Here is a 24,123-nt window from a genome sequence, read left to right as displayed (position 1 = left end):
TTGTGTGGAGGCTGGAATTCTTCCTTTGGCGGAACTACAGGGTCTTATTTGCCCTGAAAAGGCTATATTTGATTGGGAATTGGAGGAATAGGGGATCGTAGTTCCGCCGGTCTGGTCGAAACGCGGATTTGCTGGAAAATAGCGGACTGTAGTTCCCTTTGGCAGGGGAGGGAATCTAATTAGTATTTTTGGGGGAGGGTTACATTTGAAAAATAAAACATTGGACAATAGGATAGAACCAATTAATTTGTTTGTTGACGATCTACGAGATTGTCCCGTAGGCTTTACGTTAGCAAGAAACTTTGAACAGGCCATAGAAATTCTGAGAATGAATACTATCGATATATTAACGCTCGACCATGATTTGGGGGAAGATGAACATGGAAAAGAACTTCCAAACGGGTACGATCTAGTCAAATACTTTTGTGAACATGGTCTAAGAGTTAACAGAATCTACTTGCATACAGATAACCCAGTTGGTCGAAATAATATGTACGAAACTCTGCTAGCCGCCCAAAGAAGGGGATTTATTGCATCGGATATTGAAATCTATCATTATCCAATCACTGAAAACAAGTATTCCGGCACAAGTGATTTGGTCTAAATTTATGTAAAGATTCTCTTGAGGGAATAGTAGGACAGATCATGCACGAATATTCAATAAGGGGGCCGAAACTTCACAGTTTCGGCCCCTCATTTATGTAAGATTATTTAGCGAAGTAATTTCAGGAACTCACGCATAAAGCCCGGCAAATCTGGCCAAGCATGGCCAGAGACCAGCTTCCCATCCACGTGGAGTGTGTCCTTCGCATATGTAGCTCCAAGCTGCTCGACATCCAAACGGCACGCGGTATAGGCTGTCATAGTACGGCCTTCAAAGTAATGGTTGTCTTTTAAAGCGGAGAATACTTGCGCAGCATGGCAGATAGCGCCAAGCGGCTTGTCAGCTTCAAGAAAATGGCGAAGAATACGTGGAACATGTTCATTTGATCGAATGTACTCCGGGGCTCTACCTCCAGGAATGATAAGTCCATCATACTGACTTGGATCTACATCAGCAAAAGCGATGTGTGAAGGCAGCAAATGCCCAGGCTTCTCTGTATATGTCTCCCAACCATCGATAAAATCATGGACGACGGTATGAAGCACTTTTTTCGTCGGCGAAGCAATGACAGCTTCATATCCTTCCTCTAATACACGAAAATAAGGATAATATACCTCTAAAACCTCTGCAGCATCACCGGTAAGAATTAAGATTCTCTTTGACATGGTATCACTCCTTGGTAATTATTGGTAGTCCATAGTCAATTATGAAGAAACCTCGCAGCATTGTAAACGGGTGCAATTTGACACGAATTGTCGAACGTATTTTATAATAAAAGAAAGTACCCAACATAGTCACCAAATGAAGGCGGGTGGATGCTTCATGTTTCTAAAGAAAAGCCAATTTACAAGGAATGGTAAACCTTATACGTATTATAAAATTGTCAGCACCTACAAAGATGAGTCTGGCCGTAATCGGCATAAGTTGGTAAAGCATTTGGGCAAGCTCTCTGACGAGGAAGCAGAGAAAGTTCGGCGAGTTCTGAAGGGGCAGGGGAAGCTGCCGATTGACAAGTCGGGAGCGATTGATAGCGGCAAGCAGCTTGTTGAAATCTCGATGGAGACATTGCCGAAGTATGCGAATGTCGATTACATTTTCATCTGCATGAACGATGGCACGACAGAAGCGCAAGTAAAGGAGATTCTTGATAGTCCGATCTGGAAGACACTTCCTGCGGTGAAGAACAACAAAGTCCACATGCTGGACTACAAAACATACCTGCACTACGATCCCATTTCCATTCTGGGACAAGCAGATTTGATTGCTGATATGCTGGTGAAGAACGCGAAATAAAACGGACCGCCTCGTTTTCATTGGATGGGGCGGTTTTGCTTGCGCCAGAGAAGTGCCAACCCAACCCCTGATACTGCAAAAAGTACAGTAAATAATCTCACTTTTACCGTTTCTAGCCATAAACATGTAAAAAGTACATGTCATTCCTTGCTTTTTACTCGACATACGCAGAAGTTACCCATTTAGCTGCACTTTTTGCAGGATTTGTATGGCGCCAGAAATAGTCTCCATTCCCCTATCCAATCTCGCTGAGCCTGTAACAACATCCCCGCTCCACCTACGCGCACAGTTCAACCAATGCTACCCTGAATGGGGCACTTTCAGCAAGCTACGTTTGCTAATTACACACGAAAGAACCATCAGGATTTCCCTGACGGTTTTGGTTCAAAGCATAGAGGTTAGCGAGGGTGCGATGGAGAATTTGTGTGAGGAGTGGAAGACATTTGGCACATACTTGGCAGGGGGAGAAAACATGGATCAGCAAGCGGTGGAGCGAAATAAGACGCACGAGGAACGAGTAGAGCAAGCGAATACTTTTTTGAAGCAAAAGGTGGAAGGTCTTGAGGGTGACAGTTATAAGCTAAGCTATCATTTGATGCCTCCTGCAGGCTGGATGAATGATCCGAACGGTCTGATTTTTTATAAAGAAGAGTATCATGCGTTTTATCAGCATTATCCGTATGAGGCCAAATGGGGACCTATGCACTGGGGACACGCGAAAAGTAGAGATTTGGTGAATTGGGAGCATCTCCCAGTTGCGTTAGCACCTTCGGAAGAGTATGACGCTGGAGAAGGCTGCTGGTCGGGCAGCGCGGTGGACGATAATGGTGTCCTGACGTTAATTTACACAGGGCATGTGGATGGACGCACACCCGTGGAGGTGCAGTGTCTCGCGACTAGCACAGACGGAGTGAGCTTCCGCAAAGAGGCTTGCAACCCGGTCATTGCGGGGGCTCCGGAAGAAGGAGCACTCGGGTTCCGGGACCCGAAGGTATGGCAGCATGCAGGTGCATGGTATATGGTGGTCGGATACGGGAAAGACGGTGTGGGCAAAGTGCTGATGTATACGTCCGAGAATCTGCAGGAGTGGCGCTACCTTGGAGCAGCTGCGGAGAGCGACGGAACGATGGGTGATATGTGGGAGTGCCCGGATCTCTTCCCTTTAGGGAGCGGGGACGATCATGTGCTTGTCATTTCCCCCATGAATATGGGAACGACGAAGACGATGTACTTAACCGGCAAGTTGAACTATGAAACAGGTAAATTCGCCTATGGCTATGCGGAGCGGCTGGATTATGGGTTCGACTTCTATGCCCCGCAAACGTTCATGGACGGGCAGGGTCGGCGCATCCTCCAAGGCTGGATGAACATTTGGGGTGCCACGATGCCTGAGCAGGAGCGGGGCTGGATGGGGGCCTTTACCTTGCCGCGCGAGCTGAAACTTAACGCGGATGGTACGCTGCGGATGGAGCCCGTGGCGGAGCTTATAGCTTTACGCGGGGCTCACCAACGTGTTGATGGTTTAACTATTCGTGCCGATACGGAGTTGACGCTGCCGAATGTGTATGGCGATACGCTTGAGGTAATCGCCGTTTTTGATGTGGCGAAAGCCGCTGATGCAGCGGCTTTCGGCTTGTTGCTCCGCTGCTCGGAGGATGGCACCGAGTATACGAAAGTGTGCTATTCGGCAGCTGAGCGCAAGCTCAGCATGGATCGCACGCACTCCGGCGCAGGCGAAGCGGGCGTGAGCGAAGTGCAATTGGCGCCGATGGCGGATGGCCGCGTGAAACTGCATCTGTTCCTCGACCGCTCGTCGGTCGAGCTCTTCGCCAATGACGGCATGAAAACCGTCACGAATCGGATTTACCCTGCAGCGGCTAGCCTGGGTATCAAGCTGTTCGCCGAGAAGGGCGAAGCTCATCTCGAGAGCTTGGACGCTTGGGTTTTGTAATTTGTAAAACCCAATAGCCTTTTAGCGGAACTACAGGGCGTTATTTGCCCCGAAAGTGAAGGTTTTGCGAGTAGGCGGGAACTACAGGGCGCTATTTGTAGATTTACTGCCGAAAATCAAGCTTATCGACCAAATTAGGACCCTGTAGTTCTCTCAGAATAGGAAATACTTTGATTCTACTCAAATAGCGGACTCCAGTTCCCTCAATTCCAAAAAAAACCAGCAAGCCCAAGAGCAGGGGCTTGCTGGTTTTTCATCATTCTAGCTCCGTATACGCATCGCCCGATAAGCGTTCCGGGTAACGCACTGTTGAAGCCAATCCAGGTCCAAGCCTTGCTGAGCCGCATAGGTGAGGAAATCGGTCAGCAGATGGTGATAGGGCCGAAGATTACCGCCTTTCTCCTCGCCAACCGTGTACCAGCCTGTGTCTTGAGATAACAGGATTTGCTCGCTGCTTACACCATGATTCCGTAGCTGCTGCAGTAATTCCACATGCTTGTCATACGTGCCTGGCAGAATGGAATCAATCGAGATCCACATGCCCTCATCTGCCAACCGTTGATGGACGGTCAAATCCTTGCCAGTTTGGGCATGCACCCAGATGAACCGCTCCCGGTCGTAGCCGGCTTCACGCATGATTTCGCCAGCATGCAGGGCGGTATCCCCACCAATGGTGTGACATTGAATCGGCAATCCAGTTTCAAAGGACGTGCGAATAGCAGCCCGCAAAATTTTTTGCTGCGTTTCATTGATCGACGTGCCGTCGTTTAAAGCGATTTTGATATAACCAGGGAAGACGCCGCTATCTCCAATACCGTTTTGCGCCTCACGAGTCCATAGATCGGATAACTCGCGCTCCGTTGCTTGATAAACGAATGGCGGTAAATATGGCGCCTTATAAAAGCCGGTGTTCGTCACGAAGCGCAGACCAGACTTAGCAGACAGCTCTTTTAGAACATAGGGGTCACGCCCCAAATACTCCGGCGCACAATCTACAAATGTAGAGCAGCCAGCTTCCTTCAACTGCATCAGCAGCGGCAGGATGGAGGCCACAACTTCATCTCGGTCGTAATCCTCAGGAGTTAACTTGCCATCCTCCACAAATCCAACAAGGACATGCTCGTGAACGAGAATAGTTCCAGCTTCTTTTTCATGGATAAGTCCGGTTACGGTCTGCAGCATCGACGTCGCCCCTTCATCCTGGGTTTTGACTCTATTATAGTCTATGGCGATCATTGGCAACACTATTTTATTCTTTTACAATAGAATCATCAGAAAAACCCTTCAGAACGGAGAATCCCCATGTCCGCCGAATCGATTTTAAATCAAGAGCTGCAGCCGTACATTCGTTATGCGGACCTTCTGCATTTTCAGCAATGGAAAACGCCGCCGAGAATCATCACAGACTACATGCTGCTATATGTGCAGGAAGGGGCTTTTCGCCTTCAAGTAGAAGGGGAGTACTATGGGGTGAATCAGGGGCAGTTCATCTTCGTGCAGCCGGGGATTGTGCATCAGATGGAATCCGAATCACCCGTTAGTCTGATGTCATTGCATATGGAATTGTTTCCCTCCCCATTCGAAGCTCGTCCGGAAATGATCGTGCCCATCGACGGCTATAACCCAGAAGCGGTTCCTCTACAGCCAAGCCTGCAAACATTCACGGATATCTCCATTCCCTATCTATTGATGCTTTCGAGACACGAATGGATGTTAGACACTCTCCAGCAAACAATTGCACACTGGGGCCGCAAAAATGCACTGGACCTTCTTCAAGCGCAAGTGCACGCCACAGAGATTGTACTGGAATTGTTAAAAGAATACACAACCCGTAGCACCTCCGAGCACAGCCGCTCCACCTCGCTTAGTTGGGTGCCAGCCTACATGCAGTACCGGTTGTCGGAACCGCTGTCTGTGGAGGAAATGGCACATAAGGCGCTCATGTCCCGCTCTTATTTCTCCTTGCATTTTCGCTCCCAATTCGGAGTGTCCCCTCATCAATTTCTGCTTAAGCTGCGCCTTGATTACGCGACGGATCTGCTTCGTGGCACGGATTTGCCACTTCAGGATATTGCGGACAGCTGCGGATTTTCGAGCGTCCACCATTTTTCCAAGATGTATAAGCAGCGTTTTGGATATCCGCCAAGTCAAGTTAGGCGCCATTCATAAAAAGACGTTTTGATACATTTGCTATGCATTTTGACAAAGCCATTCGCTCGCAGCTCCCCTATAATGAAGTCATGGAATTCACAACACTTTGTTACCGGGAGGCTGCTATGAGCGAAAAACGAACGTATGATTTTCAAAGACAGATAGAGACTTATGATCGCGCGGATATTGTCGTAATCGGAGGGGGACCTGCGGGAACAGCGGCTGCTATTTCTGCGGCAAGAAGAGGCAAGAAAGTCATTTTGCTCGAAAAATCAGGGCAGCTTGGCGGTATGGGTACTTTGGGTAATGTAAGTATTTTTATGCCGATTGGGAACGTAACGGGCATATACCGTGAGATGATCGCAGAGGTGCTGGCCGAATATTTGCCGGAGCATCATGACACGTCCATCGCCCCGCAATATTCACCTTTTGAACTACGGTATTATTTAAATGAGAAAATGAAAAAGGAAGGCGTAGAGGTCATCTACCATACCGAATTTGTTGGGACGGTCAAGGATGGAGCTCGCCTGGAAGCAGTGATTGCCTCCACACGTGAAGGCTTGAAGGCTTTTGAAGCTAAGCAATTCATAGACTGCACTGGAGATGGCAGAGTCGCTCTCGATGCTGGAGTGCCTCATACGTCGGGAAGAATCGAGGATGGGCTGACCCAGCCGATGACGCTTATGTTTATGATGCAAAACACAGGCAAGCCCGTAACTCCGATCCTGCCGGAAAGCTGCTATTATTATGAAAAAGTATCCGATCTGCCGCAGGGACGTCATCTATTTTGGGAGCGCAACAAGGATGGTCAGCTCTTGGTGAACATGACGCGGGTCAAAGGTAACGGCGCGAAGATCAAGGACATCAATTACGCCGAAACGGAAGCGCTGAGACAGGTATTCTCCATTGTGCATTATTTACAGCGGAACGGTTTTGAGACCTATGCGCTTTCCCATGTAGCCAATCAGGTTGGCGTGAGGGAAACGAATCAAATTCAGGGGTTGTACACACTGACGGAGCAGGATGTGGTGGAAGGTCGCCGCTTCCAAGACGTGGTCGCCCAGACGAATTACGAGATCGACATCCACAGTCCCGATGGCAAAAAGACGACCGATGAGCGCAAAGTCAGCGGCTACGATATTCCGTATCGCTGCATGGTGCCCGAAGAGGTGGAAAATCTGCTCGTCGCCGGCCGTTCCATCTCCGCTACCCATGTAGCGATGTCTTCTATGCGTGTGCAGCCTACTTGCTATGCGCTGGGGCAGGCAGCGGGGATTGCTGCTACCATTGCTTTGGACGATGCATGTGTCATTCGCGATGTATCCATTGATGCGCTGCATGAGGGACTGCGTGAGATGAACGTTGTTTTTCATAAACTTGCTTCGTATTCGTAGAAATCATTAAAAACCTGACGGATTAAATGAAATACCGTCAGGTTTTTTTGCTGCTTTACCAATTCCACACCTTCCCAACACCCTATCCACCATACAGCCAACGTTCTACCTACCTGCCAACAACAAATTTCAAAGCCCTAACGAGAATACCGCTAAGGCTTTTCAGCGAAATAGCAGCCTGTAGTTCCCCGAAAGCGACTAGGGAGGGAACCACCGCTCACACCGCTCACACCACTAAATGTTCTCCCGATTTAGCAAATAAACTTTCACATTCTTCTTCACGCCGAATTCCTGCGCTTGACTCAAATCGTTCATGAACACATCAATTCTCGAACCGCGAATCGCCGAGCCGATATCCTCCGCTTTGCGAATGCCGATCCCCTCAATGAATACGGTAGAGCCTAGTGGAATGACGGCTGGATCGACGGCGATCGTCCGTCCTTCTTTCGCTTTTAACCCGCTGAAGGTGATGCCGTACGTAGGATGGGAGGCCTTTTTACCGGTTGATTCGAATCCCGCCGTATAGGCTGTCAGTGTGGTATTGATCACTTTCTTAATGATTTTGGGCTGTGTGTTCGTGGCAGCCGTTTCTGTTCCGCCTGAAGGGATCTTCAGGGTTTGTCCAATGGTCAGTCCGCGCGGATCACCAATCCCATTAGCGGTCATGAGGTCGTTCACATCCACTTCAAAATCACGTGCGATTTTGAACAAGGTGTCTCCTCGGTTAACCTGATACTGCGTTGTCGGCGGTACGGTGGCAGTGGTGGTGGTGGTTTCAGGCTCAACGGCAGAGGTATTTGCTACAAGACTGTAAGATTGCGGTAGGTCCGTGAACGCGTCGCTGCTGGGATAGGAATAGGCTTTATCTGCAAGCCATAAGCTTACTAACAAAGGAATTGTCAGAGTCGTAAACAAAATTCTTAGAAACATCATAGCTCCTCCTCAAAAAGTTAATAGAGTTATAGCTACTAGACTCGTCCAATTTCTATTTTTCTATACGTATTCTATGAAAATTTACTAGATTTAAGCGCGTAAGGGGCTCTTTTGCGGGCTTTTTTGCTGTTTACAGACGGATTGGCAAACGTTCGTCCTGACGTGAATACACTATAGCAACAACCTAAAGGAATGATGTTCATGCGCTCAGGATACGGAATGTTCCAACAACAATCGGCGAAAATGCGGCTCACACCGCAGCTGCGCAAAGCCATATCGATTCTGCAGCTCTCGACACCTGAGTTGCTGGAGGTTGTTCAGCAGGAGATGAACGAGAATCCGGTATTGGAATATGCCGCTGCTAACGAACGATCGGTAGGTGGTCCTGTTCCTCCTCGACCTAACCGCAAGAGAGATGGCGACGCTCCCTTTGATCCGCTGCATCATGCCGCTTCGAATGAAGTCTCCCTGGAGAGACATCTGAAGGAGCAGTTATTTTTCATGAAAAAAGCGCCGCAAAGCGTGCGCCGAATTGTCATTTTTATGATCGGAAATTTGGATAGCAATGGCTATCTAGTTCCTTCGATATGTGAAATTTCAGATGTAATGAAAGTGGAGCGTGAGTTCGTGGAGCAAGCACTTACGATTCTGCAAAGCTTTGAGCCTGCTGGTGTAGGGGCGAGAAATTTGCGGGAATGCCTACTTTTGCAGGTACAGTCTTTGACCGAGAGCTTCCCGCTAGTCGCCACACTCATTCGCCATCATCTGAAGGATGTTGCCGATTTTCGCATTCATAAGCTATCGCAGCGCTTACAAGCTTCTCCGCAAGAAATTCAAGCAGCCGTGGACGTCATCAAGGGGTTGAATCCTAGGCCTGGGGCTGCTTTTCATATTGAAGCCATTCACTATCTGATGCCGGAGGTCGTTATTGAAAAATCAGGCGAGAGGCTTGTAGTGTTCACTCATCAGGCAGCGCTGCCTCGGCTATCGATGAATGGCTATTATGAGCGACTCGTGAAGGAAGGAAAAGATACGAACGAAGCGGCTCGCTTTCTAACCGGCAAGTTGCAATCGGCGATGTTCTTTTTAAGGTGCTTGGAGCAGCGACGTAAGACGATCTTTCGTGTAGCTCAGGCCATCGCAGAAGAACAAAGCGATTTTTTTTGGAAGGGGACGGCCTATCTCAAACCGATGAACTTGAAACATATTGCGAGTAAGCTCGGCATGCATGAATCAACAGTCAGCCGTGCAACGGCCGGCAAATATGCCCAGACGCCATGGGGCATCTTCGAGCTCAAGCATTTTTTTCCATCAGGCTTGCCCCAAGATTGTGGGGATACGGCGTCCTCCGAGCGTGTCAAAGCCAGATTAAAGGAATGGATTCGCAGCGAGAACCCTGCTAAGCCGTACTCGGATCCTAAGCTGGCTGTGCTGCTGCAAGAGGAGGGCATCCAGATTTCACGCCGTACAGTCACGAAATATCGGGAGGAGCTAGGCATTTCTTCTTCCCTGAGAAGGAAGCGCATATAGTTAACCTAGAGGGTCATGGCCGAGTTAAGGTTTTGGCCCATAAATTCATATCCTCATATTTATCGTAGATATCGCAGTTTTTCGTCAACCTGCCGTAATACGCATAGCCCATTTGATAGAAAACAGCATTCATGCCAAAGGAAAGTGCTCGGGACAGCGAGTAGGCGCAGGTAATCTGGCGAGCGACCAATTCATCCTCCAAAGCGTGCAACAGAAGCCTCATGAGCCCTTGGTTGCGAAAGGTTGGAAGTGTGGCGCAATCCGTCATTTCCGCATTGGCGTACATCGTGTTGATTTCAGCAGATGCAGCGCTGATGAGCTCATCTTGCGATTCGACGAGATAATAAATCGTCCCCTCCTGCATGGTTTTGGCAACATACTGAGGATCGTTCATGGGTGTTGGGTACGTTTGGAAAATCTGGCTGTACAATCGCGACAGCTTCTCTGCATCTTTGGGCAACGCTATACGCAGATCCAAATGTTCCGGTACAGCGGGCCGATCGGGCTTCCGGGAAAGCGCTAGCACTTTGTGCAAAATCTGATCCTCTTCCATCCAATAATCACTGGTCCGCCGCTCCAGATCGTAATAAAACGCCATACAGTAAGCGTCCATACCACGGAAATATCCTTTATAAATGCCCTCCAGCATGCAGCCTTTTCCCAAAAAAAATTGCCAATCCTGCTCGCGTGATTTGATGAAAATTTTGGTCAACGCATAACTCTTGGCTACATCAGCTATACGCTCGTAGATGGCATGGACATTGCCTTGATAGTCGTCTATCCGCAATCTTTTGTTCATGAAATCGAGGTAAAAGCTTACCGTATAATCGCTGCCGGCTTCAACTTCCATGTGGGATGTTGGCAGATCATTTGGCATTTCGCAGTCCCTCCTTCTTCTTAACATGGTTATATGCTTGGATGCGTTAGATTAGCCTTCCAAAAGTTTACGCTGTTGGTCCAAAGTTGGCATGGATTTTGCTTCGTTATTAGGCAGCAGCTGCTGCGCAAACCCAATCTCATGAAGGAGGCTGAGAGCTTATGCAGTGCATGTGGTGCGAGACGGAAGATGTCCGTGAAGGGGTAAAAGATTGCTACTGGATCATGCCGGACGGGAGGATGGCTGTACAGATTTTGAGCGTGCCCGCAATTGAGTGCGCGAACTGCCGAACGTACGTGCTCGAAGGCACGGCCCAGCAGATCGAAGAGATGCTGTATTGGCATGACGTTTCTGCGCTCGGAAGCACCTTTCACTATGACGAACTGCTGAAAGCCCCCCGGGTTAAGAATATGTTCCTCAAATAAAAGTGATGGCTGATAGTGGGGGGTGCCTTATGGAGCGGGAGCATTTAATTAAGCCGGTGTTGGATCATCCTTATCCCACGGTTCAATATGGAAAAGGAGTATTCCTCTACGATGAGCAGGGTAAGGCCTATCTGGACGCATCGTCAGGGGCAGTGACGGCCGGCATCGGGCACGGCGTGCAGGACATCATCGATGCGATGATGGAGCAAGCGAGCAAGGTATCTTTCGTATACCGTTCACAGTTCACAAGTGAGCCGGCAGAGAAACTGGCGAAGAAGCTGAGCGATTTGGCGCCAGGAGGCGACTATTGGGCCTTCTTCGTGAACAGCGGCTCCGAAGCGACAGAAACGGCGATGAAGATTGCCATTCAGCACTGGCAAGAGAAGGGCCGCTTCGGGAAGAACAAGGTGATATCACGCCGGATGAGCTATCACGGCATTACCATGGGCGCGCTTTCGATGTCTGGCCACGTCCTTAGACGAAGGCGGTTTATACCGCTATTAGAGGATTTTCCAGTCGTTGCTCCCGCCTATTGTTACCGCTGTCCGTTCAAAATGAATGCAGCTTCTTGCAAGCTTGCGTGCGCAGACGACTTGGAAACGGCGATTAAACGAATCGGCGCCGAACATATTGCGGCTTTCATTGCAGAGCCCATTGTTGGGGCTGCTGGAGGGGCGATTGTGCCGCCTGCCGGCTATTTTAAGAAAATCAAGGAAATCTGTGATCGCTATGACATCTTGTTTATCGCTGATGAGGTGATGACCGGTATCGCTCGGACGGGGGAAATGTTTGGGATGCAGCATGAAGGCGTAGAGCCTGATCTGATAGCGCTCGGGAAAGGGTTGAGCGCCGGCTACACACCGATGGCCGCTACGCTGGTGAAGGATCATGTGATGGCACCTATTTTGCAGGGTTCCAAAAGTATCATGGCCGGCCATACGTACAGCGCCAACCCGCAGTCAGCCGCCATATCGCTGGCCGTACTGGACTATGCCCTGAAGCATCAACTCACGCAATCAGCTCGAAGCAGGGGAGCTTATTTACTGGCTAAGCTGCGTCATATGGCGGATAACCTCGAAATCATTGGCGATGTCAGGGGGAGAGGCCTTCTCCTCGCTCTCGAATTCGTTCGCAATCGGGATGATAAAACGATGTTCCCGCCTGCTGCGGGCATCACGTCCCGGATCATAGATAAAGCCTTTGATAAAGGCTTGCTCGTTTATCCCGCAGCTGGCGCTGTGGATGGAGCTGGGGACGCCATTATTGTGGCGCCGCCTCTGGTGATTACGGAAGCGGAGATGGATCAGCTTGCCCAGCTTTTGGAGGCATCGATTCGCGAAGTCATGGATGAGTTGACGCAAGAGTCGGCAGGAGGTGGCAAGGATGGAGAGTTCTGAGCTGAGCAAAGTGAAGAGCTTGGAAGAGGCGCTTCATGCGATTAACGACGGCTGCACGCTCATGTACGGCGGGTTTGGCGGTATCGGCACACCTCCGACGTTGATCGATGGCATTTTAGATAAAGGGGTCAAAGACCTAACGATTATCGGCAACGACACCGGGTTTCCGCATATTGGGATTGGCCGTTTAGTGACCGCTGGACGGGTGCGCAAGGTGATTGCCTCCCATATCGGCTCCAATCCTAACGCGGGTCAAATGATGGAGGACGGCTCTATGGAGGTTGTTTTTTACCCGCAAGGCACACTGGCGGAGAAAATCCGGGCAGGCGGCGTCGGCCTCGGAGGCATTTTGGTGGACGTCGGCATCGGGACGATGATGGGAGAAGGCAGGGAGACAATAGCGATCGACGAGCGGACGTATTTGGTCGAGCCGGCTTTGACGGCTGATGTGGCGATTGTGCATGCTTTGAAGGCGGACCCTTTCGGCAATCTTGTCTATGATAAAAGCGGTCGAAACTACAATCCGCTCGTGGCGATGGCCGGGACATTCACCATTGCCGAGGTCGACGAAATTGTGCCGCTTGGTGCGCTGGATCCCGAAAGTATTGTCACACCGGGCATTTTCGTCGACATGGTCATCCTCAGCAAAGGAGTGAATTGGCAATGGGTATGGGAAAAGAAAACCGTGACCGAATAGCGAAACGAGCCGCTCAGGAATTAAAGAACGGCATGGCCGTCAATTTGGGAATTGGCATCCCAACCCAGGTTGCGGACTATGTGCCGGAGGGTGTTCAAATCATTTTTCATGCTGAAAATGGCATCTTGTACGCAGGCGGAGCCCCCAAACCAGGGGAAGAAGATGCGTTCCTCTGCAATGCAGGTGGATATCCACTCACGATTCTGAGTGGAGCCTCTTATTGCGACAGCTCAATTGCTTTTGCCATGATTCGCAGGGGCTGCATTGATATTACGATCCTTGGGGCGCTGGAGGTTAGCGAACGCGGTGATTTGGCGAATTGGATCGTGCCTGGCAAGCGGGTGGCCGGCATCGGCGGGGCGATGGAGCTTGCCCAAAAAGCGAAGAAAGTCATCGTCCTCATGAACCATGTCAATCGGCAGGGTGAATCCAAAGTGAAGAAGCACTGCGATTTGCCGCTGACCGCTAGGGCTTGTGTGAAGCTGATTATTACGGAAATGGCCGTGATGGAAGTGACGGAACATGGCTTGCTTTTGAAGGAGATCATGACTCCTTATACCGTCGATGACGTCGTCCGCCATACCGAAGCGGCTTTGATCATTCCTGAGCATATTACTTACATTCCATAGTGGAAAGTGAAAGAGGAGGGAATTCCTTTGCCGAATCCGAAGGCTGAACTGCGAGAAAGAATTCATGAGTGGATCACGCTTCATCGTGAGGCAGGGACCGCACTGCTACAGCAAATGGTCCGAATTGCAAGCACACAAGGCAACGAGAAGGAAGTTCAACTACTTGTTGCCGATCAGCTGCGGGGTCTTAGAATGGATGTGGATATGTGGGAGCCGGACGGAGAGGAGCTTGCAGGTCATCCTTATTTTTGCTCACCACGGAGCCGCTTTGCAGGTAGTCCCAATGTTGTGGGAGTGAGGAAGGGGACAGGTGGGGGACGTTCGATCCTGCTGAACGGTCATGTGGATGTAGTACCAGAGGGTCAGCGGAATCAGTGGGCGTACGATCCTTATAGCGGTGAAGTGGTTGACGGCAAGCTATATGGACGTGGCTCAACGGATATGAAAGGCGGTAATACAGCGCTTTTGCTTGCTCTGGGGGCTATTCAAGGTCTCGGATTGAAGCTGAAAGGCGACGTTATCTTTCAAAGCGTTGTGGAAGAAGAAAGCGGCGGGGCGGGGACGCTGGCAGCTATCCTAAGAGGTTACCGGGCTGACGCAGCTCTGATTCCGGAACCGACGAACTTCCGTATTTTTCCCAAACAGCAAGGCTCGATGTGGTTCCGCATTGAAGTCAAGGGACGTTCGGCGCATGGTGGAACAAGGTATGAAGGGGTTAGCGCTATCGAGAAAAGCATCAAGGTCGTTCAGCATATCCTAGCGCTTGAGAAGGAAAGGAACTCCCGGATCACAGATCCACTGTACGCGAATAATCCCATTCCGATTCCCATTAATTTGGGTGTCATTCAAGGCGGGAATTGGCCGTCCTCTGTGCCAGATACGGTAAAGCTCGAGGGGCGCATGGGCGTTGCACCTGAGGAGAAGCTGCAAGATGCCAAGGAGGAAATGCTAGGGTGGTTGGAGCAGTTGAAGGATGTAGATCCTTGGTTTGCCGAGCATCCGCCTGAATTAACATGGTTCGGAGCGCAATGGGTTCCGGGCAGCGTTGACCCCGAGCACCCTTTGATGCAAGTGCTTATGGAGCAATTTCGCGCGGTAAAACAAGATGAGCCTGTCATCGAAGCATCGCCCTGGGGCACAGACGGCGGCTTGTTAACGCAGCTGGGCGATACGCCTTGCCTTGTTTTTGGCCCAGGGATTACGCAAGTGGCGCATTACCCGAATGAGCACATTGTGCTGGAGGATGTGTTCGTGGCAGCTGAGATTATCGCGCTAACCTTGATTGCGTGGTGCGGTTTTGACAGAATGGAGGCATAGGGGATGGATGTGAGGGAGAGAAGGACGAAGTACATCGACATGAAGACCTCTCTGCCGGGGCCACAGGCTCAGGAGCTGCTCAAGCGGCGCATGGCCAGCATTCCGCGGGGGCCGTTCAATACCGTACCTACCTTTGCGGCAAAAGGGGAGGGGGCCCTGCTTACCGATGTCGACGGGAATACATTTATCGATTTCGCTGGTGCAATCGGTTCTCTAAATGTTGGCCATTGTCCGCCCAAAGTGGTGGAAGCGCTGAAGGCGCAGCTGGACAACTATTTGCATCCATGCTTTCATGTGATGATGTATGAGCCCTATGTGGCTCTTGCTGAGAAATTAAACGAAATAACGCCAGGTGATCATGAGAAAAAAACATTCTTTTTGAATAGCGGAGCAGAGGCGGTTGAAAATGCCGTGAAAATCGCCCGCAAATATACGGGGCGCAAAGCGATTATTTCCTTTGAGCGCGGCTTTCACGGAAGAACCTACATGGCGATGTCGCTCACGAGTAAAGTGAAACCGTACAAAAATGGCTTCGGTCCTTTTGCGCCTGACACCTATAAAATGCCTTATCCTTACTACTACCGTGCTCCTGGTGGCATGTCTGCGGATGAGCTGGATGCTTTCATCTTGCAGAGGTTTGATGATATTTTCTTGTCTGAGGTTCCGGGCGAGGACGTCGCTGCTGTGATTCTGGAGCCGGTTCAAGGCGAAGGGGGATTTGTTATCCCATCCACGCGATTCATTCAAGGAGTCAAAGCGATTTGCGAGAAATATGGAATATTGCTTATCGCTGATGAAGTGCAGACGGGTTTCGGGCGTACGGGTAAAATGTTTGCGATGGAGCACCACGGCGTTGTGCCGGATCTCATGACAATGTCCAAATCCATTGCAGCAGGTCTCCCCATCAGTGCTGTGACCGGCAGGGCTGAAATTATGGATGCCCCCGGCGTTGGAGAAATTGGGGGGACATATGGCGGCAGCCCGCTTGGCTGCTCTGCTGCTCTGCAAGTCATTGAGATGCTGGAGGCCGAGCAACTGGTTGATAGAGCTGTCCGGATCGGTGCAGCGGTCACGGAGCGTTTTGGACGGCTGCAGCAGGAACTCAGCTTTATCGGAGATGTGCGCACATTGGGTGCTATGAGTGCTATTGAGATCGTGATAGATCAAGCGAGCCGAGCACCGGATAAGGAGCTGACGGCCCAGATTCTGCATGAGGCGCATCAGCATGGTGTAATTGTAATGAGCGCAGGCATTTACGGAAATGTAATTCGTATCTTAAGTCCGCTGGTGATCACTGATGAACAGCTTGCTGAGGGCCTTGATGTGCTGGAGGCAGCGTTCAGGGCTTGCGGCAGTTAGAAAAGGGGAAACAGGATGAAGAAGCATTTATTCATTGAGGGCCGATGGGTAGAAGCCGGCGAATATCGGCCCTTATTCTCACCTTACAGCGGTGAACAAATTGCCGAGATTGCCTACGCAGGAGCGGCTGAAGTGCAGTATGCCCTTGAGGCGGCTGAACGAGCCAGACCTTCGATGGCGCGTATGCCGGCACATGAACGTGCTGCGATATTGGAGCGGCTGGCGGCCTTAATCAGCGAGAGGGCGGATGAATGCGCTGGAATTATCGCGCTTGAAGCGGCGAAGCCGCTGAAAACAGCGAGGCTTGAAGTGGAGCGAACCATCGCAACGTACAAGTTCGCTGCGGAAGAGGCGAAGCGGATTCACGGCGAAACGATTCCGATGGACGCAGCGCCTGGCGGGGAGGGTCGTGTGGCGTATACGATCCGCCAGCCACTAGGCGTTATTGCGGCTATAACACCGTTTAACTTTCCGATGAATTTGGTTGCGCATAAGGTGGGGCCTGCGCTGGCTGCGGGCAACACAATTGTTTTGAAGCCGGCCGGGCAGACGCCGCTTTCTGCGTTGTTGCTGGCGGAGCTTCTGCAGCAGGCGGGGCTCCCCGCAGGGGCGCTTAACGTTGTAACTGGGAGCGGGAGCGTTATTGGCGATAAGCTGGTGACGGATGCAAGAGTGAAGGCGGTGACCTTCACAGGAAGCCCTGAGGTCGGGATTGCCATACGAAGTAAGGCAGGTCTGAAGAAAGTGATTTTAGAATTAGGCTCCAATTCTGCGCTCATTGTGGATCAAGGGACGGATGTGGACAGCATGATCGCGCGGGCGGTTACAGGAGCTTTCTCCTATGCTGGTCAGGTATGCATTTCAATTCAGCGGATTTATGTGCATGAGCAGCAGTTTGACGAATTTGTAGGGAAGTTCGTCAAGCAGACGGAGCAGCTTCAATTAGGCAATCCGCTTGATCCCAAGACGGATGTGTCGGCAGTTATCGCTCCGCATGAAGCTTTGCGGGCGTTGGAGTGGATTGCGGATGCCGAGCAATCGGGAGCTGTTGTCGCCACCGGCAACAAGAAGGAGGGGAATGTCGTTCATCCGACAGTCCTGCTGCATGTTGCAGCGGCGTCCAGCATCTCCTGCCGGGAGGCTTTTGCTCCCGTTGTGATGATCAATAAAATCGCCTCCGTCGAGGAGGGGATAGCGCTGGTTAATGACTCCCGGTACGGTCTGCAAGCGGGGATCTATACGCAAAATATTCGGACTGCGTTTGCCGCTGCCGAAGCATTAGAGGTGGGAGGCGTCATGATTAATGACATTCCCACCTTCCGTGTAGATCATATGCCGTATGGCGGCGTCAAGGAGAGCGGCACAGGGCGCGAAGGCGTGAAGTACGCTGTGGAAGAGCTGACGGAGCTGAAGCTGATTTGTTTTAAAAAGTAGCGCTGACTGCTCCATCGATAAAAGTTGAAGGGGAGCCCCTAAGTAGAATGTTCTACTTGGGGCTCCCCTTCATTGTTTATTCTGGCGCAATATGGCAACACACGTGCGTGCTAAGAGGGAACTGTAGGGCGCTAATTCAGCGAAAAAAGGCAAATTCGGCATCTATGGGGACTACAGGGCCTTATTTCCGCTGAAATGACTGGATTTCAGCCGGAAATGGCCGAATAGGGGAACGTAGTTCCCCGCGATGCGGCGGAAAGCCGCTTTCTTGCAGATTAGCGGACCGTAGTTCCCTCAGCGCTCCGCCTCAAGCTCCTCCGTCACTTACTCGCCTTTAGCTCTCCGCACTAGGCTCCTTACCCTCACCCAGCACCTCCGGCGGGCTGTCTTCCGCAGCACCAGATTTACCCTCCTTCTGCTGCGCCTTCATCAGCTTATCCTTCATTTCGTCCCGTTTCGTCCGGCGGTCCTTCAATGAGGCATGCTCTGGCGCCTCTGAGTAGGCTTTCCTTCTGCCAATCCGGTGCAAATTTTCTGGCACCAAGTTGAATTTTTCATCTTTCATCAGCGCGATAATGCCTGTGCTTTCAGGCTGCTTCTCAATCCCGTAGATTTCGTTGAAATACTCATCTGCTCGGCCAGGCACATAGTTCTTCGGCTCCGGGTACCCGACGATGACGCCCTCGTAGTTGCGCAAAATCACCTTATCTTGGCTCTGCGAGATCAAATAGTTCGGCTGAAGCGCAATTTTGCCGCCGCCGCCGGGAGCATCGACTACGAAGGTAGGTACCGCATATCCGGATGTATGTCCACGCAGTGCTTCGATAATCTCAAGCCCCTTGGATACCGGTGCCCGGAAATGGCCGATGCCTTCGGACAAATCACATTGGTAAATGTAATAAGGGCGCACGCGTATTTTTACAAGATCATGCATGAGCTTTTTCATAATATAGGTGCTGTCGTTGATGCCCGCGAGAATTACGGACTGATTGCCCAGCGGGACACCAGCATCGGCGAGCATGGCGCATGATTTTTTCGCTTCTTCCGTCATTTCCAGAGGGTGGTTGAAATGCGTATTGAGCCAGACAGGATGATACTTTTTGATGATGGTACATAGATGCTCCGTAATCCGCTGCGGAAAAACAACCGGTGCCCTCGTACCGATCCGAATGATCTCGACATGGGGAATCGCCCGCAAATTTTTCAGGATATATTCCAAAATATTGTCATTGATCAGCAGCCCATCCCCGCCAGATAGCAGAACGTCGCGCACCTCAGGCGTATTCCGGATATACGCAATGGCGTCATCCAACTGTTTCTTGGGAACGCCCATGCCCACTTGACCGGAGAATCGGCGGCGCGTGCAGTAACGGCAGTACATGGAGCACTGATTGGTCACTAGAAAAAGCACCCGATCCGGGTACCGATGCGTTAAACCAGGCGTAGGGGAGTCTTCATCCTCGTGCAGAGGGTCCTCTAGGTCATATTTTGTTTTCAGCAATTCGGCGGATACAGGGACAGATTGCATACGAATCGGGCATCTCGGATCATCAGGATTCATCAGGGATGCATAGTAGGGGGTAATATTCAAAGGGATCGTTTGCGTTGAGATACGCACGCCCTCTTCTTCTTCAGGGGTTAGATTCACGACTTTTTTCAAATCATCCAAGGAACGAATGGTATGTGTCAGCTGCCAAAGCCAATCATTCCACTGCTCATCCGTGACGTTTTTCCATAGCGCAACTTGCTTCCAGTGACGTCGTTCCATCATGGCACCTCCAGTATTGATATTTGCTCAGTAATAGAAGATGCAAAAAGCATGCCAACATTTCCTCACACCAAAAGGAAAACGCAAAAAAGACTCCTTGCGGAGTCTGACAGACTAAGGCTTTCTCACGATGCCATAGCGATTAAGCTTATATTGCAGGGCTTGACGCTTGATGCCGAGAGCTTGAGCGGTGAGGGTAATATTGTACTGATGGTGAGTGAGCGCATTCACAATCGCTTCTTTTTCCAGCTGCTTCACCTTGTCGGTTAATCCGCGTGAGATCATCGACTTCTCGACCTGCTGCTCCATTCGGAGAGCATTGTTCCCCGCAATCGAAGCGGGAAGGTGAGCTTCTTCAATAATTTCGCACTCCAGCTCCATCATATTATAGGTCGATTCAATTGCATGGCTTAGCTCGCGAATATTTCCCGGCCAGTGATAGTCGAGCAAACGCTGCATGGCTGCTGGCGCTATGCCCGTAATTTTCATGCCAAACAGGTCATTGAATGTATCTATAAAATGATTCGTCAATATCGGAATATCCTCTTTGCGTTCAGCGAGCGGAGGAAGCGTTAGATTTACGACATTCAGCCTATAAAAAAGATCGCTGCGCAAGAGCCCTTTATCCAAGGCTTCCTTAGGATCAATGTTCATGGCCGTAATGATGCGGACATCCACCTGCTGCTCCTTTGTCCCCCCAACCCGGCGAACAAGGCCGTCCTGCAGCACGCGCAGCAGTTTGGCCTGCAGCACTAGATCCAGGCTGTTCAATTCATCGAGCAAAAGCGTCCCGCCATTCGCCTGCTCAAATAAGCCAGCACGGTCAATTGCCCCTGTGAATGCGCCCCTTGCCGTTCCGAACATGATGCCTTCCATGAGCTCGTTGGGGACAGCTGCACAATTTTGCGCAATAAAAAGACGGCTTCTGCGAGCCCCGGCATTATGGATGCTTTGGGCCACTAATTCTTTGCCCGTGCCGGTAGGGCCGCATATGAGAACAGGCGAGCTTGTACGCGATGCTTTTTTAGCAAAGGAAATCGTCTGAAGGAAGGCCTCATTACTGCCAATTAAATCGCTGAAATGGTAGCGTGCGGTGCTCGTGATCTTCTTATCTTTGGAGGGGGACTCGTAAATTTGATGCCGAAGGTCTAGAATTTGATCATGGAGATGAACGATGCTTGTAATATCTTTGGCCACTTCAAGGGCGCCGATAATTTCCCCATTTTCCAGAAGCGGGTACGTGCTGTTAATTGTGGTAATTCTTTTGCCAGTGACGCTGACATACGTTTGGATTTTCTCGCGGAGTTCTATACCCGTTTGCAGAACCTTCATGAAGGTGCTCGTATCGTTGGTTAGAGAAGGGAACAGCTCAAAAAAATTTTTCCCGACAACCTGCTCACGCTTCAGCCCATCTGTTTCCGCCATCTTATCATTATAGAAAATAGTGATTCCCTCACGGTCAATGAGATGAACACCGACATCAATGATATTCAACATTTTTTCAAAATAAGCCGATCCATGCTCGTTCTGCCCGGACATGATGTACACCCCCCTCGCGCTAAGGATGGTTTCTTGGTTCACTTAACATTTTATGCGGGCGGGAGATGAATATGACGTGGAAACGCCAAAAAGCCGAAGGGACAGGGCCCTTAACGGCTTTAGCTGATAGGTATGAGTTCAATTAATGTGACATAGCGTTTCCAATTAATTTCAAATACATGGTGTCGCCTGTTTTTGCCCACATCAGAAAATGGTAGCGATTGAGCAAGACGTTCTTTTTCGTGTCTGTCTTCATGTGCTGCACCTCCTTTTTGTTAGTAGATGAATTGATAGAGTAATAGATACTAGATTTGACCAAATCATAGAATTATATACATCTGGGATTGATAGCTTGAAAAAAAGCGGCAGAAATGTAAAGATGCGTTATATAGGATGAGGGTAGAAGGGAAGTGACCGTAATGTCAGAAGAACGATTAGCTGTATTAGAAGTACATATAGATCAGGCTGGTTATGACGAGGTTCCGGATATTATTAAAAACATTCATTTTGAGGTGCGGCAAGGTGAGCTTGTAGGTCTGTTAGGTCCCAATGGAGCTGGCAAAAGCACGACGATGAAGAGCATCCTGGGTTTGTTGAAGGATTTCAAAGGGAAGGTTTCTTTTATGGGTGAGCGAAAAAGCTACGCTTATATTCCAGAGCATCCTATTCTGTATGATGAGTTGACGTTGTGGGAGCACATGGAATTCGCTGCTTCTGTTTATGAACTGGATCGAGCCGTATTTCTGGAGCGTGCGGATGATCTCTTGCACAGGTTCCGGCTGCTGGATGAGAAGCATCAATTACCAGGCAAATTTTCCAAAGGGATGCAGCAAAAAATTATGCTGATCCTAGGTTTTTTGAATAAACCAGACGTGTATATTGTTGATGAGCCCTTCATTGGATTGGATCCGAAGGCGATCAAAGATTTCATAGGGATGTTGGATGAGGAGCGTAAGCGTGGTGCCGGGATTCTAATGAGTACCCATGTTTTAGATACGGCAGAACGGATTTGCAGCTCATTTGTGCTCCTGTCAGGCGGCAGATTGGTGGCTAATGGGTCTCTGAAGGACATTCAAGAACAAAGCGGCATGCCGGACGCGCCATTATTCGACTGCTTCCATTCCTTACTATAGAGAGGGGGACCGTACTTTGAAAAATAGCTTTCAGCTTTTTGCCCGGCGAGTTCGATCGGATTGGTTATTTCAGTATAAAGCGTTACGCATGGCGGTGGATTGGGTTATTGCGATCTATTTTGTCATTCCGCTGATCATTGTGGCTGGTTATCAATATTACTCCTGGTGGGCTGCACAGCCTGCTTGGTTCAGCTTTATCACGTTGTTTCTAGTGGGCTTGGTCTTTTATTTGTTCACTTGGTTTGGAACGATACGGTATTTTGTAGAGGAAGGCGATCAGCTGTTCCTTCGGCAGAACCAGAGATGGTTTCAGCATCTCATGCGTCTTGGACATCGATACTCCCTTGTGCTGCAGGGGTTTACAACACTTCTATTGGTGCTCGTTTTTCTTCCTTTGCTTGTTCAGACGTATGGCTTTCGCGTGCCTCAGCTTATTGCCTTGTGGTTGCTTACCTATCTGCTGAAAATTAATCTAGGCTTGCTTCGCCAATTAGTAGCCCTTCGCATGCAGGGATTCTTCCATTGGATATTGCGGATCGTTGCTTTTGCAGGGCTGTTCTTCGTATATCAAGAGCTGGTTGCAATGGTCATTCAGAACGCACTTTATATTTGGGCGATTCTGTTACTACTTCTCGTACTGGCTGTGGTGGTAAGCAAGCTGCGTTTGCAAGAGAAAGGGGCCTTCTTCGCTGATATCGCCAGAGAGCGAGATTCACGGATGCGGATCGTTTCTTTGATGTTAATTCGTGTTACGGAGCGAAAAAGGAAACCGAAGCGCAGACGCCCTTTATTTTTCAAAAACTCGCAACGCTTGTTTAAGGGGAAAGGCGCTGGTAACGGAATCGCTGATTTGTTAGTAAAATCCTTCTTCAGAAATGGCACGCAGTGGAAGCAAACGATCCAATTTGCGGCTCTGATCAGTGCGGCAATGTTTATAATGCCAGGTAGTCTTAAAATTGTGGTCTGGATTGTTGCCGCAATCGCGTTGGTATTCTGGAGGAAATCATTCTGTAAAGACGAATTAAGATCACCATTTTTAACCCTTTTTCCTATCCAGGATACAGCGAAACATCAGGCTCTCCAATTATCGACACCTATACTTGTACTGCCTGCACTGATCCTGATTAGTCTATGTCTGGGGATTTCCTTCTTCACTTGGTGGGGACCAATCGTGATGATTGGGGCCGCAATTCCGTTGGCTTATGGGACTTCTTCTGTATTTACAAGCTGGTATTAAGGGTGAGTGCTACACTATAAAGGGAAGAACAAAGTTGTAGGGATACAGCTTTGTTCTTTTTTTCATGGGCTTGCAGTCTAATTTAGAGGTTGTAATCCTTGTGGAACCATGGTATATTCCTAATCTGTCGTTCAAAGACAGGTTATACAGCACTCAGAAACATGTCGAAAAAAGAATTTAAAAAAATGCTTGCAAATCAAATTTCGACATGGTATATTACTTTTCGCTGCTTCGGTAACACGGCAGTGAAGGAAAGAAATTGATCTTTGAAAACTGAACAACGAGTGAATAAGCACAGTCGAGTAATCGACTTTAAAAGAGATTGCAAAATCTCGCTAGCAAGTCAATGAGTACAATTAAGCTTTTCTACAATGGAGAGTTTGATCCTGGCTCAGGACGAACGCTGGCGGCGTGCCTAATACATGCAAGTCGAGCGGAGCACTTCGGTGCTTAGC

The 24,123-nt window shown here is 49.8% G+C and carries 21 protein-coding genes and 1 rRNA gene; 16 read left to right on the top strand and 6 right to left on the bottom strand.

Features of this window, described 5'->3' with window-relative positions; all coding sequences use genetic code 11:
* Window positions 1–205 precede the first annotated feature (205 nt).
* Window positions 206–604 carry a cyclic-phosphate processing receiver domain-containing protein gene (locus GQF01_RS26835; protein WP_235960531.1) on the top strand — a complete coding sequence of 133 codons (399 nt, stop codon included), beginning with the start codon at window positions 206–208 and terminating at the stop codon, window positions 602–604.
* Between the two features lie 107 nt (window positions 605–711).
* Here the strand turns inward: GQF01_RS26835 and GQF01_RS26830 are convergent, their stop codons facing one another.
* Window positions 712–1,269, bottom strand: coding sequence for a DJ-1/PfpI family protein (locus GQF01_RS26830; RefSeq protein ID WP_161410028.1), 558 nt, complete (start codon window positions 1,267–1,269; stop codon window positions 712–714).
* Window positions 1,270–1,426: 157 nt separating this feature from the next.
* Between GQF01_RS26830 and GQF01_RS26825 the strand changes: the two genes are divergently transcribed.
* Both GQF01_RS26825 and GQF01_RS26820 read left to right on the top strand, forming a co-directional pair.
* Window positions 1,427–1,897 (top strand): ABC transporter substrate-binding protein, encoded by a 471-nt coding sequence (locus tag GQF01_RS26825; RefSeq protein ID WP_161410027.1) that lies wholly within the window; start codon window positions 1,427–1,429, stop codon window positions 1,895–1,897.
* A 472-nt stretch (window positions 1,898–2,369) separates the two neighbouring features.
* A complete protein-coding gene (locus tag GQF01_RS26820) occupies window positions 2,370–3,848 on the top strand; it encodes a glycoside hydrolase family 32 protein (RefSeq protein WP_161410026.1) in 1,479 nt (492 codons plus the stop codon).
* Window positions 3,849–4,109: 261 nt separating this feature from the next.
* Here GQF01_RS26820 and GQF01_RS26815 read toward each other — a convergent pair whose 3' ends face one another.
* Window positions 4,110–5,030, bottom strand: a complete 921-nt coding sequence (locus GQF01_RS26815; RefSeq protein WP_161410025.1) for a phosphotriesterase family protein — start codon at window positions 5,028–5,030, stop codon at window positions 4,110–4,112.
* Between the two features lie 120 nt (window positions 5,031–5,150).
* On the opposite strand from GQF01_RS26815, the gene GQF01_RS26810 reads away from it, so the two are divergent.
* The gene (locus GQF01_RS26810) at window positions 5,151–6,017 is read left to right on the top strand and encodes an AraC family transcriptional regulator (protein WP_161410024.1); all 867 of its coding nucleotides are present in this window, start codon (window positions 5,151–5,153) and stop codon (window positions 6,015–6,017) included.
* Window positions 6,018–6,124: 107 nt separating this feature from the next.
* Window positions 6,125–7,393, top strand: a complete 1,269-nt coding sequence (locus tag GQF01_RS26805) for an FAD-dependent oxidoreductase (protein WP_235960530.1) — start codon at window positions 6,125–6,127, stop codon at window positions 7,391–7,393.
* A 234-nt stretch (window positions 7,394–7,627) separates the two neighbouring features.
* Here GQF01_RS26805 and GQF01_RS26800 read toward each other — a convergent pair whose 3' ends face one another.
* Entirely contained in the window at window positions 7,628–8,323 is a 696-nt protein-coding gene (locus tag GQF01_RS26800) for a 3D domain-containing protein (protein ID WP_235960528.1), read from the bottom strand.
* A gap of 222 nt (window positions 8,324–8,545) precedes the next feature.
* Here GQF01_RS26800 and rpoN point away from each other — a divergent pair, with 222 nt between their 5' ends.
* Complete coding sequence (rpoN, locus tag GQF01_RS26795; RefSeq protein ID WP_161410021.1) at window positions 8,546–9,856, top strand: RNA polymerase factor sigma-54; 1,311 nt, start codon at window positions 8,546–8,548, stop codon at window positions 9,854–9,856.
* Between the two features lie 13 nt (window positions 9,857–9,869).
* On the opposite strand, the gene ablB is transcribed toward rpoN, so the two are convergent.
* The gene (ablB, locus tag GQF01_RS26790; RefSeq protein ID WP_161410020.1) at window positions 9,870–10,733 is read right to left on the bottom strand and encodes a putative beta-lysine N-acetyltransferase; all 864 of its coding nucleotides are present in this window, start codon (window positions 10,731–10,733) and stop codon (window positions 9,870–9,872) included.
* A 161-nt stretch (window positions 10,734–10,894) separates the two neighbouring features.
* On the opposite strand from ablB, the gene GQF01_RS26785 reads away from it, so the two are divergent.
* From GQF01_RS26785 to GQF01_RS26755, 7 genes are read left to right on the top strand one after another with little or no spacing between them, the layout of a single operon-like run.
* A complete protein-coding gene (locus tag GQF01_RS26785; protein WP_161410019.1) occupies window positions 10,895–11,158 on the top strand; it encodes a YokU family protein in 264 nt (87 codons plus the stop codon).
* A gap of 29 nt (window positions 11,159–11,187) precedes the next feature.
* Window positions 11,188–12,555 (top strand): aspartate aminotransferase family protein, encoded by a 1,368-nt coding sequence (locus GQF01_RS26780; protein ID WP_161410018.1) that lies wholly within the window; start codon window positions 11,188–11,190, stop codon window positions 12,553–12,555.
* A complete protein-coding gene (locus tag GQF01_RS26775) occupies window positions 12,542–13,252 on the top strand; it encodes a CoA transferase subunit A (protein WP_161410017.1) in 711 nt (236 codons plus the stop codon). The genes GQF01_RS26780 and GQF01_RS26775 overlap by 14 nt, the downstream gene beginning before the upstream one ends.
* Window positions 13,219–13,881: a 3-oxoacid CoA-transferase subunit B gene (locus GQF01_RS26770; protein ID WP_161410016.1), complete on the top strand. Its 663-nt coding sequence runs from the start codon at window positions 13,219–13,221 to the stop codon at window positions 13,879–13,881. Before GQF01_RS26775 ends, GQF01_RS26770 begins: the two co-directional genes overlap by 34 nt.
* Before the next feature lie 27 nt (window positions 13,882–13,908).
* Window positions 13,909–15,198 carry a peptidase gene (locus tag GQF01_RS26765; RefSeq protein ID WP_161410015.1) on the top strand — a complete coding sequence of 430 codons (1,290 nt, stop codon included), beginning with the start codon at window positions 13,909–13,911 and terminating at the stop codon, window positions 15,196–15,198.
* A gap of 3 nt (window positions 15,199–15,201) precedes the next feature.
* On the top strand, window positions 15,202–16,557 hold the full coding sequence (gene gabT, locus GQF01_RS26760; RefSeq protein WP_161410014.1) for a 4-aminobutyrate--2-oxoglutarate transaminase: 1,356 nt from the start codon (window positions 15,202–15,204) through the stop codon (window positions 16,555–16,557).
* Between the two features lie 15 nt (window positions 16,558–16,572).
* The gene (locus tag GQF01_RS26755) at window positions 16,573–17,991 is read left to right on the top strand and encodes an aldehyde dehydrogenase family protein (RefSeq protein ID WP_161410013.1); all 1,419 of its coding nucleotides are present in this window, start codon (window positions 16,573–16,575) and stop codon (window positions 17,989–17,991) included.
* A gap of 334 nt (window positions 17,992–18,325) precedes the next feature.
* Here the strand turns inward: GQF01_RS26755 and kamA are convergent, their stop codons facing one another.
* Window positions 18,326–19,762 carry a lysine 2,3-aminomutase gene (gene kamA, locus GQF01_RS26750; protein WP_161410012.1) on the bottom strand — a complete coding sequence of 479 codons (1,437 nt, stop codon included), beginning with the start codon at window positions 19,760–19,762 and terminating at the stop codon, window positions 18,326–18,328.
* 111 nt (window positions 19,763–19,873) lie between these two features.
* A complete protein-coding gene (locus tag GQF01_RS26745) occupies window positions 19,874–21,298 on the bottom strand; it encodes a sigma-54 interaction domain-containing protein (protein WP_161410011.1) in 1,425 nt (474 codons plus the stop codon).
* A gap of 419 nt (window positions 21,299–21,717) precedes the next feature.
* On the opposite strand from GQF01_RS26745, the gene GQF01_RS26740 reads away from it, so the two are divergent.
* From GQF01_RS26740 to GQF01_RS26730, 3 genes are all read left to right on the top strand, one after another.
* Window positions 21,718–22,431 (top strand): ABC transporter ATP-binding protein, encoded by a 714-nt coding sequence (locus tag GQF01_RS26740; RefSeq protein WP_161410044.1) that lies wholly within the window; start codon window positions 21,718–21,720, stop codon window positions 22,429–22,431.
* A gap of 16 nt (window positions 22,432–22,447) precedes the next feature.
* A complete protein-coding gene (locus tag GQF01_RS26735; protein WP_161410010.1) occupies window positions 22,448–23,668 on the top strand; it encodes an ABC transporter permease in 1,221 nt (406 codons plus the stop codon).
* A 368-nt stretch (window positions 23,669–24,036) separates the two neighbouring features.
* Window positions 24,037–24,123, top strand: a 16S ribosomal RNA gene (locus GQF01_RS26730); the annotation flags it as partial.

The sequence above is a fragment of the Paenibacillus silvestris genome, from assembly GCF_009882985.1.
GTDB lineage: Bacteria > Bacillota > Bacilli > Paenibacillales > NBRC-103111 > Paenibacillus_E > Paenibacillus_E silvestris.
The sequence above is the reverse complement of the archived record's forward strand: the minus strand, read 5'-3'. Positions and strand labels throughout refer to the sequence as shown.

Excerpts from the sequence above, each read along its gene's own strand:
- GQF01_RS26830 (WP_161410028.1), bottom strand. The coding sequence starts at position 1,269 with ATGTCAAAGAGAATCTTAATTCTTACCGGTGATGCTGCAGAGGTTTTA.
- GQF01_RS26825 (WP_161410027.1), top strand. The coding sequence starts at position 1,427 with ATGTTTCTAAAGAAAAGCCAATTTACAAGGAATGGTAAACCTTATACG.
- GQF01_RS26820 (WP_161410026.1), top strand. The coding sequence starts at position 2,370 with ATGGATCAGCAAGCGGTGGAGCGAAATAAGACGCACGAGGAACGAGTA.
- GQF01_RS26815 (WP_161410025.1), bottom strand. The coding sequence starts at position 5,030 with ATGCTGCAGACCGTAACCGGACTTATCCATGAAAAAGAAGCTGGAACT.
- GQF01_RS26810 (WP_161410024.1), top strand. The coding sequence starts at position 5,151 with ATGTCCGCCGAATCGATTTTAAATCAAGAGCTGCAGCCGTACATTCGT.
- GQF01_RS26805 (WP_235960530.1), top strand. The coding sequence starts at position 6,125 with ATGAGCGAAAAACGAACGTATGATTTTCAAAGACAGATAGAGACTTAT.
- GQF01_RS26800 (WP_235960528.1), bottom strand. The coding sequence starts at position 8,323 with ATGTTTCTAAGAATTTTGTTTACGACTCTGACAATTCCTTTGTTAGTA.
- rpoN (WP_161410021.1), top strand. The coding sequence starts at position 8,546 with ATGTTCCAACAACAATCGGCGAAAATGCGGCTCACACCGCAGCTGCGC.
- ablB (WP_161410020.1), bottom strand. The coding sequence starts at position 10,733 with ATGCCAAATGATCTGCCAACATCCCACATGGAAGTTGAAGCCGGCAGC.
- GQF01_RS26785 (WP_161410019.1), top strand. The coding sequence starts at position 10,895 with ATGCAGTGCATGTGGTGCGAGACGGAAGATGTCCGTGAAGGGGTAAAA.
- GQF01_RS26780 (WP_161410018.1), top strand. The coding sequence starts at position 11,188 with ATGGAGCGGGAGCATTTAATTAAGCCGGTGTTGGATCATCCTTATCCC.
- GQF01_RS26775 (WP_161410017.1), top strand. The coding sequence starts at position 12,542 with ATGGAGAGTTCTGAGCTGAGCAAAGTGAAGAGCTTGGAAGAGGCGCTT.
- GQF01_RS26770 (WP_161410016.1), top strand. The coding sequence starts at position 13,219 with ATGGGTATGGGAAAAGAAAACCGTGACCGAATAGCGAAACGAGCCGCT.
- gabT (WP_161410014.1), top strand. The coding sequence starts at position 15,202 with ATGGATGTGAGGGAGAGAAGGACGAAGTACATCGACATGAAGACCTCT.
- GQF01_RS26755 (WP_161410013.1), top strand. The coding sequence starts at position 16,573 with ATGAAGAAGCATTTATTCATTGAGGGCCGATGGGTAGAAGCCGGCGAA.
- kamA (WP_161410012.1), bottom strand. The coding sequence starts at position 19,762 with ATGATGGAACGACGTCACTGGAAGCAAGTTGCGCTATGGAAAAACGTC.
- GQF01_RS26745 (WP_161410011.1), bottom strand. The coding sequence starts at position 21,298 with ATGTCCGGGCAGAACGAGCATGGATCGGCTTATTTTGAAAAAATGTTG.
- GQF01_RS26740 (WP_161410044.1), top strand. The coding sequence starts at position 21,718 with ATGTCAGAAGAACGATTAGCTGTATTAGAAGTACATATAGATCAGGCT.